The sequence below is a fragment of the Acinetobacter cumulans genome (assembly GCF_003024525.3).
In the GTDB taxonomy this organism is placed as follows: Bacteria; Pseudomonadota; Gammaproteobacteria; order Pseudomonadales; family Moraxellaceae; genus Acinetobacter; species Acinetobacter cumulans.
The window spans coordinates 661823-673841 of record NZ_CP035934.2; the positions used below are offsets into that span (position 1 = coordinate 661823).

Here is a 12019-nt window from a genome sequence, read left to right on the forward strand (position 1 = left end):
CCCTCTTTTCAAAAGAGGGACTTTCCTCCCTTTTTAAAGGGAGGTTAGGAGGGATTTAATAAGTTTTAATTCTTCGGTTCTGGATTTGGTGGTACTAAGGTATCTAAATCCTTATCCGTCATATTATCCAATTCATGCAAATCAGTTTTGATTTTCCACTTGCTTTCATCTTCTACAGGTTGTGGCAAGCGTGCCTCAAGCCAGTCACAGACCACATCGGGTGGAAAGTCGTCATGATTACATTGAATGACCCATGCTAAAAATTGTTTAGCTTCACCATTCATATAGGGTGGTGGTGATACCGGTAAAAACTGAGTCGGTAAGCGTTCATTTTTAGAAATATAGTTCAACACATGGCCAAGCTCTTGTACGGTTTGCCATGCCAAGGGATGATCGACATTAATTTGAAATTTAAACCACCATGCACTTTTACCATCTGTACCATAAGAGTCAATATGGTTTTGTTGCACACTCGGAACTTTACAGAAGAATTGATAAAGTCGGTCAAAACTTAATTCAGACACAGCTTTGGATCCACAACGAAATAAAAAGAATATTAGCATATTCCACTGTAATGAATGCTCATTCAATCTTATTCATGCTTATCTACGGCATTGCAAAAAATCCCTGCAGTGTTCATTTTTTCTCCTAAAAATGCTTTTATAATGAATGCACATATAGAGGAGGAGCATCTTGTGAGAACAGCATTATTTGCATTAAGTCTAACAGCTGGATTACTCAGTGCGAGTCCGTTGACCTTTGCTGAAAATCAATGGGCAAACTATCAGGGTGTTCCGAGTGCGCAGCAAAACAGACCTATGCCACCGCATAATGGTTATCAGCAACAGGGGCACCGTCCTAACTATCCACAACAGCCTAATGTTCAGCATTATCCGCAGTATCCAAACAATTCACAGCATCGTCCGCCCATTTACCCAAATCAACCGCGTCCGCCACAGCACCGTCCACCAATTCAAAATGGTATTAGTATCCAGTACCAAGCACCCACAACAATTATTCAAAATTCGCAAAGTTATAGTTGGGTCAATGGTGATCCTGCTACGGCCAGTATTTCGAGTTCCACTTATCGTGTGATTTCAGATTGGCACCGACTAGGTTTGCCTGCACCACCAACAGGTATGTTTTGGATCTTTGAAAATGGTCGTTATGTCTTAGCATCGAATTGATCAGGTTTTATCAGATATCCCGAACCCTCACTTCACGTCACTTTTAAAGCAGTGCTTTAAAGCTTGCTCAGGTGAGGACGGGCACTATCAGAGTCTATGCGAGTTCATCATCTTCTGGGCGTGGGGTTTTGCCTTCAGGTAGTGGTTTTTCGGTGTGTTTATCACGAATAACCGATGGATATGTCCAAGATGCATAGCGCACGACCAAAATGGCAAAGGCTAAAATTAAAATAGACCCCGTAATAATCACCAAATCCATACTGGCTTTGTGCGTGTGTTGGATGTCAGCAATTAATAATCGTGTCAGTGCTGTAATGGCAATATAAATTAGAAAACGTACGGGCATGTGATTGGTTTTAAAGTATATCCCCACCATTGCACCCAGTTCTAAGTAAATAAACAGCAAGAGAATATCGTCAATAGTCGCGAATTTTTTTACGGTGAGTATTTCAAAAACCGTATGTCCAGCAGACCAAATCACCATACAGCCAATAATAAATAAAGCAATGTAGTGAAAGCTTTCTACGGCAAGATTGCCTAAACGATCGAGGAGGGATTCAAGTTTTATAATTCGTGGGTCGCGGTGGCTCATGGCTTATCCTCCTATATAAAGTGTTAAATTTCATTAAATAACAAGCAAGTTTCATGCACATGAAACAGCGAAATTAGATTTTTTTTTTAAATAAATCGGCTGAATTTTAATGTTATGTTGTTCGGGTAATATTTCGTCTGAGAAAAATAGAATGTATTTACCGACTCATTTTCAGCAGGAAGATTTAACGGAGCTATTTGACTGTATTGAAGCGCATCCATTAGCCAGTGTGATGGTGGTTCATGAAGGGGAAATTGAGGCCAATCATATTCCGCTGGAACTGGATCGTTCAGCTGGCAAAAAGGGCATGCTTCGTGGACATATTGCCAAAGCAAATCCGCTGTTTAACTTACTGGAACATGAGCGATCAGCTTATGTTATTTTTCATGCAGATCAGGCATATATTTCGCCAAATTGGTACGAAGGAAAACAAGAACATCACCGTGTCGTGCCGACATGGAATTATCGTGTAGTCCATGTTAAAGGCAAGATACGTAAAATTGCAGATGAAAAATATTTGCGTGGAATTTTGGCTCGTTTAACTCGTACTCATGAAGCGAAGCAACCTGTTCCATGGAAAATGGGTGATGCACCGAATGATTTTATTGCTGAACAGTTAGAGAAAATTGTGGCGATTGAAATCGAAATAGACTCAATTGTGGGTAAGCTTAAAGTGAGTCAAAACCGTAGTGCTGTAGATGCTGAAAATGTCGCAAAGGCCCTAGAGATTTCGAATGCTGAAATGGCGGAGTCAGTTCGACAGTATCGATAATAATTTGAAATAAGGGTAAATAAATTTATATGTCTAAACAATTTAGTATCCAATTGAAAGAGTGGTTTTTGAATATTGTAACTATAATCGTTATACCCTTGTATATTATTGCTATTTATAAAATTTTAATAACATATGACCTTGATAAAATTGTCAAATATTTGCCGCTAGCAACATTTGTCCTTGCTTGTATAGCTTTCTTTTTTGCCTTGAGAACATATTGGCGTAAATCATCAATTAGTGTAAAAGCTTCATATATTCCAAGCCCAGACTCTCATTATGGTAAAGCTTACATTCATCAATATCTGCTTGAAAGTGAAAAAGATAAAGCAATAGTAGTATTTAAAGTTTATTTGAGAATAGGCTACGATACATATGTTCTCCTTGAAGACTTTAGATCGAAACCACTTATATTAAAAGCATATGAAGTTCATCAGAGAGAGTTTGAGCGTATTCATTGGCATAGTTCGAATGAATATAAGTTAGATTTGACTAAAGTTTTGAGTGATCCCAAAATTCCTAAAAGTATTGTTTTATCAACTTCAGAAGGTAAATATGTTACTAAGACGGTAATCCTCCCATAAATAACCGAAGTTAAAAGTAGAGGTTAAGCAGCCATTAGAGGTGGCTTTCCTTTGTTAGCTTGATGTGGTCTTTCATGGTTGTAATGCCACAACCAGTTTGTTGCATAATCTTGTACTTCATCCAAAGTATCAAATAAATGCTTGCTCAGCCAACTATAACGTATGGTCCGATTATAGCGTTCAATATACGCATTCTGCTGTGGCTTACCCGGTTGAATATATTCAATACGAATACCGTGCTCAGTAGCCCAGCGCACAAATTCGTGACTGATAAATTCGGGACCATTATCGCATCGGATCACTAACGGTTTTTCTCTCCACTCCAGCAATTGATTCAACGTACGAATAACCCTGATTGTGGGCAATGAGAACCCTGCTTCAATGGCTAGGCCTTCGCGGCGGTAATCATCAATCACATTCAATAATCGAAACTTGCGACCATCGGAAAGCTGATCATGCATAAAATCTAATGACCAAACCTGATTTTCTCGGATTGGTTCTTTCAATGGTTCAGGCGCATGCCGTTTTAGTCTTCTTCTCGGTTTAATACGCAGATTCAGTGCCAACTCACAGTAAATGCGGTAAACCCGCTTGTGATTCCAGCAGCAACTCTCAACATGCCGTAAATACGAGAAGCACAAACCAAAGCCCCAATCGGAATTTTCCTCAGTGAGTTCAATGAGCTGTTCAGCAATGAGTGCATTGTCATCACTGAGTTTGGCTTGATAGCGGTAGCAGGTTTCACTAATGCCAAATGCTTTACAAGCCAAACGAATACTAATGGCATGCTGGGCAACTGCCTGTTGTGCCATCTTACGCCGGCAAGATGGCTTTACCACTTTTTTGCCATCGCTTCCTGGATGATTTCGGCCTTTAATCGCTCTTCCGCATACATCTTTTTAAGTCTGGTATTTTCGGCTTCTAGCTCTTTCAGTCGAGCCATTAATGATGTATCCATACCACCATATTTGGCACGCCATTTATAAAAGGTAGCATTACTCATGCCGTGTTCACGGCAAAGGGTCGCTACAGGTGTGCCAGATTCTGCCTGTTTCAAGATGGACATGATCTGACTATCAGTAAATTTAGATGTTTTCATGCAGAATCTCCTGCTCGTATCTTAAGAGAAAATTCTACTTTTAGATCCTATTATTTTTAGGGGGGATTACCAGACAATTGTTGATCCTTGGTATGTAGAAACTTCAGATGCTGATTATGCAATAATTGGTGGTCAAGAACCTATACGAACAATACAAGGTTATCAAACTTGGAAAGACCAAGAATTTATAGAGTTGACTGATAAAGATGTTTCTAAAAACTTTTTGATTTACTGCAAAAGATGGTTGTGTAAAAAGTTTCATTTATAACAATGAAAGACTCATTATAAAAAAAGCCCGAATATTCGGGCTTTTTTTATTTCAAACTTAAAGAGGCTTAAGCTTGATTGGTAAAGTAATCTTCAGAGAAGTTCATAATCACTTCAGAACCTGCTTTTACTTTTTGAATGCGTACAGCAAGTTCAGGTAAAACGCGTTGAACGAAATACAGTGCAAGAGACAGTTTGTTTTGATAGAACTCGCCGTCTTTATCTTTGGCTGCATTGGCAATGCGGGCAAACATATAAGAGAAGCTGAGTAGGCCTACAGCATGTAGATAATCCACCGCTGCAGAGTTCGAGAATTCTACGTTTTCACTTGCTGCTTCAAGTACATATTGTGTTACAGACTCAACTTCTGCCGCTGCATCTAAAGTTGCATCTTTAATGAAGTTAAGGTCAGCGCTTAAGTCATTGGCAAAATCACGGATTTCTTGGATGTATTCAGCAATGAATGCACCGCCACATTTAATGGTTTTACGGCCGATTAAATCTTGAGACTGAACGCCGTTGGTACCTTCGTAAATTTGGGCAATACGTAAGTCACGGATACATTGTTCCATGCCCCATTCACGGATAAAGCCATGTCCACCAAACACCATTTGTGCATCTAAAGTGGCGTTGAATGCTGTGTCTGTTAGGTATGCTTTTGCAATTGGTGTTAAAAGCGCAACACGGTCATTGGCTTTTTTCACAGCTTCTGCATCGGTAGAGAATTTAGTGATGTCGAGTTGCTGGCCAACATAGACTGCAAATGCACGAGATGCTTCATTGTTCGCACGTGCATTTAATAACATACGACGTACATCACCGTGAACTAAAATGCTGTCCGCTGGTTTAGCAGGGGATTGCACGCCAGATGCGCTACGGCCTTGTAGACGGTCTGTCGCATATTGCGCAGCATTTTGGTATGCAAATTCAGAAGCGCCGAGGCCTTGAATACCCATAGATAAACGTTCGTAGTTCATCATCACGAACATCGCAGCAAGGCCTTCGTTTTCTTTACCCACGAGGTAACCTTTCGCGCCGTCAAAGTTCATTACACACGTTGCAGATGCTTTGATCCCCATTTTGTGTTCGATTGAACCTGGGCCTGCTGCATTGCGCTCACCTAAAGAACCGTCAGCATTCACGATGAACTTCGGCACGATAAACAGTGAAATACCGCGTGAACCTGCAGGTGCATCTGGTGTTTTTGCCAAAACTAAGTGAATGATGTTTTCAGAAAGATCGTGGTCACCGCCAGTAATGAAAATTTTCGTACCTGTGATGTTGTAGGTGCCGTCTTCATTGCGTTCAGCTTTAGTTTTAATAATGCCTAAGTCTGTACCTGCATGTGGTTCAGTTAAGCACATTGTGCCTGACCATTCACCTGTATACATTTTTGGTAGGTAAGTTTCTTTTTGCTCTTGTGATGCATAGCTGTTTAATGCCATGCCTGCACCAACTGAAAGAAGCGGGTAGAGCATGAAAGATGGATTCGTCGCAAAAAGCATTTCGTCAGAAAGAACAGTCAGCATTTTTGGCATGCCTTGACCGCCCCATTCTTCGTCTGCACCAAGACCAATCCAGCCACCTTCAGCATATTGTTTAAATGCTTCTTTAAAGCCAGCAGGTGTTGTTACGCTACCGTTGTTATATGTTGCCCCTTCTTCATCACCTGTACGGTTTAAAGGATGCGTTACGTTTTGAGCAAATTTTGCCATTTCTTCTAAAATTGCTTCAGCCGTTGCTGCATCTACATGTGCAAGATTTTCATTGTCTTGCCAGAATTGTTCTGCTTTAAATACATCGTTTAGGATGAATTTCATGTCCGCAAGAGGTGCGTTATAAATTGGCATCGTGTGTCACCTGTTTATTGTTTGATTCGTAACGATTTAATCAGTCTAAGCGATAATTTTTTGCAGTGTTAGACGACTAAAGGCTTAATTTTTGAATTAGTTATAAAGAAAAAGGACTGCCAAATCAATGACCGTCCTTTGTTCTTTTTATTGTTCAGTGTGCACTGAAATTAGAATGCAAAGTGTTCAGCATCTAAAGTCATGAGTGGATCTACACCACCAGCAATCACGTCTACGTGTGCGCGAACACGTGGCAAGATTTTCTTGAAGTAGAAACGTGCTGTTGTGATTTTCGCGTTGTAGAAGTCAACTTCAGTTGTACCTGCTGCAAGTGCTTCTTGTGCTACAAGTGCCATACGTGCCCATAGGAAAGCAAGTGTTACGTAGCCAGAGAAGTATAGGTAATCAACTGCTGCGCCACCCACTTCGTCAGGGTTTTGCATTGCTTTCATACCAATTTGCATTGTTAAGTCACCCCATTCTTTGTTTAGGGTAGCAAGCGGTGCAACAAACTCAGCCATTGCTGCATTGTCTTTGTTTGCTTCTGCAAATTTGTGGATGATCTTAGTGAAGTCTTTCAACATTGCACCTTGAGTACCCAATACTTTACGGCCTAACAAGTCAATCGCTTGGATTTCAGTTGTACCTTCGTATAAGCAAGAGATACGTGTATCACGTACGATTTGCTCCATACCGTGTTCTGAAATGAAACCGTGACCACCGAAGACTTGAACACCGTGTTTCGCAGATTCAGAACCTGTTTCAGTTAAGAATGCTTTAGCGATTGGTGTAAGAAGAGACAAGATGTTGTCAGAGAACTTACGTTCTTCTTCAGTCGCGCCTTTTTCTACCACGTCAGCGTGTTGAGCAAGTAAGTAAACTAGTGCACGACCGCCTTCTGCAAATGCTTTTTGCGTGAATAGCATGTTGCGTACAGCAGGGTGAACGATAATTGGATCTGCTTCTTTTTCTGGTGCTTTAGGGCCAGTTAAAGAACGCATTGCTAGACGGTCTTTTGCATAAGTTAAAGCACCTTGGAAAGCGCCTTCAGATGCAGATAGACCTTGTACAGCAGTACCAATACGTGCAGTGTTCATGAATGTGAACATGCAGTTTAGGCCACGGTTTTCTGGTCCAATGAGGAAACCTTTTGCGTTGTCAAAGTTGATCACGCATGTAGAGTTACCATGGATACCCATTTTGTGTTCGATTGAACCACAACGTACGCCGTTACGCTCGCCTACAGAACCATCTGCAGTTAAGTTGAACTTAGGTACGATGAATAAAGAAATACCTTTTGTACCTTTAGGTGCGCCAGGAAGACGTGCAAGAACGATGTGGACGATGTTCTCAGCCATGTCGTGTTCACCAGCAGAGATAAAGATCTTCTCGCCAGAAATTGCATAGCTACCATCTGCTTGTGGTTCAGCTTTAGTACGGATAATACCAAGGTCAGAACCTGCATGAGATTCTGTTAAGCACATTGTGCCCGTCCAAACACCTGATACTAGGTTTGGAAGGTAAGCTGCTTTTTGTTCTGCAGAACCATGGTGCTCTAAAGTACGTACAGCACCATGAGAAAGACCAGGGTACATACCCCAAGCCCAGTTCGCAGTACCGACCATTTCAGAGATAGAAATACCTAAAGAGTTTGGTAATGCTTGACCGCCAAACTCTTCATCTGCAGAAAGAGAAGGGAAGCCTAGTTCGATGTATTTTTGATACGCTTCTTTAAAGCCAGTTGGAGTTGTTACAACGCCATCATTCCAAGTACAGCCTTCACGGTCGCCGACTTGGTTTAAAGGAGATAGTTCGTTTTCACAGAAATCTGCAGCGGCTTCTAAATATTGGTCAACCAATTCACGGCTTACGGTGTCAGAAAACGCAGGAAGTTTCGCATAATGTTCTTCAGCATTTAATAATTCATGCAGAACGAATTGCATATCACGTAAAGGCGCTTTGTATTGTGGCATATCGTTTTCCTCAATACTGGTTTCTACCAGCGTTAATAATCCTAAATAAAGGTTAATCGTGTCTTCAATGACACATGTTTTTGCAATGGGTTAATCGTGCAACATCTTATTGTAAGGTACAAGCATTTCCAGGGCATTTCTTAGTGACTGTAAAGTCAAAGAATCTGATCTTGAAAATCCTAAGTGTGTAGAGTGTATACAGTTTTGCTTCAATATTGATGAGCAGAATAGTCAAAAACGTAAAAAGTTATGTCGCCTCATAAAGCGCTATTTAAAACAGTTGCTTAACGATGATTAAGTTCTTGTATCAAAGGGCTGAAGGTAATGAGTACATGCTGAGGCTAAATGGAGTCATGAAAAGTGAAATACTGTGCATAAAAAAGGCGCTCAATAGAGCGCCTCATGTGACTATTTCTAGTCTATCGGATCTTTTGTGTCAGCTTAAGCGGTTTTAAGGGGCGCATTAGGGATAAAGCGGACTTCACATTTACCCGCAATTGTACGTTCGCCAGATTTAATTTGTACCGCTGTACCATTAGCTTTAGCTTGGCAAGCTTGAGCAATGGCTTGTTGATGTGCTTGACGCTCTGCTAAACGTTGATCAAATTGTTTAACCAATTCAGCGCGTTTGGCATCAGTGAGTGGCTCAGCAGAACGCATGTGCATTGGGCCATTCATATCACCACGCATTGGGCGGTGTTCGCCACGCATTGGCTTTTGTTCTGCACGTGCTTGTTTAAATTCTTGCTTAAGCGCTTGACGATCTGCTTTAAACTGAATCGTACATGTGCCATCAATAACTTTGTCGCCAGCTTTGACTTGAACGGCAGTCCCCGATGCTTTGTTATCGCAGGCCTGCTTAATTTCTTTAAACACTTGGCGTTGTTCAGCACGCATTTCTTTCATTTGCTCGCGTTGTTCTGGAGACATTTTGCGCGCTGAATCACCATGATGTTCTTTCATCATACGTTGATGATCATTGGCTTGATTTGCAGTGGTTGATTGGCAGGCTGTTAATGCACCCATACTGATAACACTTGCACCGATTAACGCGAGTTTTGTCATGTTGTTCATTGGTTTCGCCCCACTGCATATATTGAATATTTGATGCTTAAAGATTAAATAATAATGATGAAGAAACAATGAAGAGTTTTTTAGACCAGTGTTCGTTACAATAATAAATATAGAAGAAAAAATAGAGACTCTATTTTGAATATCCGTCGTGTGCCCATTGCTTTACGTTTATTTCTGACTGTGCTGTTGACCACTTTAGTGATCACAACGGTGAGTTTGGGCGTGCTTCATTGGAATATGCAACGTAATTTTACCAATTATGTTGCAGATGTTGAAATGCAGAAACTGGATTTACTGATCCATAATTTGTCCGATGTCTATGATGTGTATCAGGACTGGGGCAATGCTATTCAGGCGCAAATATTACAAATAGAAGGTAATGCTGGACCTGATGACTATGATCGATTATCAAATTGGTGGTTGCGTCGTCAGTATGATATTGCGTTACAACAACGCTATTTTAAAGAACATACCTTGGTCGCAGCCACCCCGACTTTAAATCCATCGGATATTGAAAAACATAAGGCGGATCTTGTCGAATTAGATTTTATTGAACGTAATTTACCTTCGGAATTTCGCCCATTTGATGGCTTAAAATTTCCTTTAAGTTCAAATCAAAATGTATTTAGACCCAAAGATCCGAAGGATGCAAAAGCATCGGAACAGGCAGACTCTTCAAAATCACAACCCGATGGCAAAAAGCAATTTATTCAAATGCCAGATCGTTTGGGCTTGAGTTCACGTTTATCTTTATATGATGAAAAACACCAATTTGTTGTGGGCGAACCAACAGATGCAAATATTTCCTATCGTCCGATTATGGTGAAAAATCAGGTCGTTGGTTATTTGGGTTTAAAACCCGTACTTGATCAAGATGATGCGATTAGTATTAACTTTTTTAGTAAGCAGAAACGTTATTTGATTTTGGTGTATGGTTTAACCTTATTGGCCAGTTTAATTGCTTCATTATTACTAGCGACCTATTTTAAAAAGCCGATTCAGCGCTTATTAAATGGAACACGTGAATTAACCAAAGGCCATTATCAGCATCAAATTACTGTCAATCGTAATGATGAGTTAGGCGATTTATCAAATGAGTTAAATCAATTGGCCATGATTTTAGATCAACATGAAACATCACGTCGTCAATGGGTGGCCGATACTTCACATGAACTGAAAACCCCGCTGGCTGTACTCCAAGCGCAAATTGAAGCCATGCAGGATGGCATACGTAAGCCAACGCCTGAGCATTTTGCCTCAATGCTCAATCAGGTGAGCAGTTTGAAAAAACTAACCCAAGATTTGGCAGATTTAGCACAAGCTGAAGCGATGCAATTGAAATGCTATATGGCCAATGTGAATCCGTGGCAGGTGATTGTGCAAGAAGTTGAAAACTTTAAGCCGAAGTTTGAGCAGGCACGCTTAACAGTGAGTGCACAGGGTGAGGGTGCTGATTTACAATTGGATATAGACCGTTTTAAACAAATTATGGTGAACTTACTGGGTAACAGTATTCGTTATACTGAAGCGGGTGGTGAGGTTCGAATTCATACTGAACAAAATGATGCCTATTGGACGGTGTACGTTGACGATAGTCCATTAGGGCTCAGCGATGAGCAGTTGGCTAATTTAGGGCAACGCTTCTATCGTGTAGACGATTCGCGCACACGCAGTACTGGTGGAACAGGTTTAGGTTTGGCATTATCTGGCAAAATTGCGCAAGCAATGGGTGGTGAGCTCAGTTTTGATCATTCGCCATTGGGTGGATTACGTTGCAAGTTAAGCTTCCCAAAACAAGTGAACTCTTAAAAGGAAAATAAGCATTTATGAAACATATTATGCTGGTTGAAGATGAAGTAGAACTTGCACAACTGGTGCGTGATTATTTAGAAGCAGCAGGCTTTGAAGTGAGCATGTTTCATGATGGCCAAGAGGCCTATGAGAGTTTTACACAGCGTAAGCCTAGTCTAATGATTTTAGATTTGATGGTGCCACGTATGGATGGTCTCACCATTTGCCGTAAAGTGCGTGAGCAGTCAGATCTGCCAATTATTATGGTCACTGCCCGTACTGAAGAAATTGACCGTGTGTTGGGCTTAAATATGGGTGCAGATGATTATGTTTGTAAGCCTTTTAGCCCGAAAGAATTGGTTGCACGTGTACAAGCGGTATTACGTCGTTTAGAGCGTAAAGCTGAGCCAGAAAGCAACGATTTATTCCGTATGGATAAAGGCCAGCAACGTGTTTGGTATCAGCAAAAGTCATTAAACCTCACACCAACAGAGTTTCGATTACTGGAACTATTTTTGGAGCATGTGGGGCAAGTGTATTCGCGTGCGCAGTTGCTAGATCACATTAACCCAGACAGCTTTGATGTTGCTGACCGTGTCATTGACAGCCACATTAAAAACCTACGCCGTAAAATTTCTGAGGCAGCCGAAACGGGCAACCGCCATGAGTGGATTCAGGCGGTATACGGTGTTGGTTATCGTTTTGAATATCCTGAAGATTAATTATATTTAGACAATCTAAAGGCGAATCCATGCAAATGTGTTCGCCTTTTTTATTGGGGTGAGTTAGCCACAATAGCGCCTAACACGGCTAAAAAGATTTACAATCTA

Annotated in this window: 11 protein-coding genes; 5 read left to right on the forward strand and 6 right to left on the reverse strand. The window is 40.9% G+C overall.

The features are described from left to right. Nucleotides 1-65: 65 nt before the first annotated feature. Complete coding sequence (locus C9E88_RS03145; RefSeq protein WP_106984643.1) at nt 66-524, reverse strand: hypothetical protein; 459 nt, start codon at nt 522-524, stop codon at nt 66-68. A gap of 171 nt (nt 525-695) precedes the next feature. Here C9E88_RS03145 and C9E88_RS03150 point away from each other — a divergent pair, with 171 nt between their 5' ends. Further along, nucleotides 696-1187 carry an RcnB family protein gene (locus C9E88_RS03150; RefSeq protein ID WP_227865854.1) on the forward strand — a complete coding sequence of 164 codons (492 nt, stop codon included), beginning with the start codon at nt 696-698 and terminating at the stop codon, nt 1185-1187. 94 nt (nt 1188-1281) lie between these two features. Here the strand turns inward: C9E88_RS03150 and C9E88_RS03155 are convergent, their stop codons facing one another. Further along, nucleotides 1282-1779 (reverse strand): phosphate-starvation-inducible protein PsiE, encoded by a 498-nt coding sequence (locus C9E88_RS03155; RefSeq protein WP_106984644.1) that lies wholly within the window; start codon nt 1777-1779, stop codon nt 1282-1284. A 151-nt stretch (nt 1780-1930) separates the two neighbouring features. Between C9E88_RS03155 and C9E88_RS03160 the strand changes: the two genes are divergently transcribed. Both C9E88_RS03160 and C9E88_RS03165 read left to right on the forward strand, forming a co-directional pair. Further along, the gene (locus C9E88_RS03160) at nt 1931-2551 is read left to right on the forward strand and encodes an FMN-binding negative transcriptional regulator (RefSeq protein WP_106984645.1); all 621 of its coding nucleotides are present in this window, start codon (nt 1931-1933) and stop codon (nt 2549-2551) included. A gap of 29 nt (nt 2552-2580) precedes the next feature. Further along, on the forward strand, nt 2581-3135 hold the full coding sequence (locus tag C9E88_RS03165) for a hypothetical protein (RefSeq protein ID WP_137287894.1): 555 nt from the start codon (nt 2581-2583) through the stop codon (nt 3133-3135). A 23-nt stretch (nt 3136-3158) separates the two neighbouring features. On the opposite strand, the gene C9E88_RS03170 is transcribed toward C9E88_RS03165, so the two are convergent. The 4 genes from C9E88_RS03170 to C9E88_RS03185 all read right to left on the reverse strand — a co-directional run bounded on the left by C9E88_RS03170 (nt 3159) and on the right by C9E88_RS03185 (nt 9398). Further along, a protein-coding gene (locus tag C9E88_RS03170; protein ID WP_101494812.1) for an IS3 family transposase occupies nt 3159-4234 on the reverse strand; the annotation gives its coding sequence in 2 pieces (ribosomal slippage) (nt 3159-3982 and nt 3982-4234; 1077 coding nt in all). Nucleotides 4235-4569: 335 nt separating this feature from the next. After that, nucleotides 4570-6351, reverse strand: a complete 1782-nt coding sequence (locus C9E88_RS03175; protein WP_106986272.1) for an acyl-CoA dehydrogenase C-terminal domain-containing protein — start codon at nt 6349-6351, stop codon at nt 4570-4572. A 170-nt stretch (nt 6352-6521) separates the two neighbouring features. Then, entirely contained in the window at nt 6522-8324 is a 1803-nt protein-coding gene (locus C9E88_RS03180) for an acyl-CoA dehydrogenase C-terminal domain-containing protein (RefSeq protein ID WP_106986271.1), read from the reverse strand. A 441-nt stretch (nt 8325-8765) separates the two neighbouring features. Then, on the reverse strand, nt 8766-9398 hold the full coding sequence (locus C9E88_RS03185) for a hypothetical protein (protein ID WP_106986270.1): 633 nt from the start codon (nt 9396-9398) through the stop codon (nt 8766-8768). Nucleotides 9399-9533: 135 nt separating this feature from the next. On the opposite strand from C9E88_RS03185, the gene baeS reads away from it, so the two are divergent. Both baeS and C9E88_RS03195 read left to right on the forward strand, forming a co-directional pair. Next, the gene (gene baeS, locus C9E88_RS03190; RefSeq protein WP_106986269.1) at nt 9534-11207 is read left to right on the forward strand and encodes a sensor histidine kinase efflux regulator BaeS; all 1674 of its coding nucleotides are present in this window, start codon (nt 9534-9536) and stop codon (nt 11205-11207) included. Between the two features lie 17 nt (nt 11208-11224). Beyond that, nucleotides 11225-11911, forward strand: coding sequence for a response regulator (locus tag C9E88_RS03195; RefSeq protein WP_106986268.1), 687 nt, complete (start codon nt 11225-11227; stop codon nt 11909-11911). Nucleotides 11912-12019 lie beyond the last annotated feature (108 nt).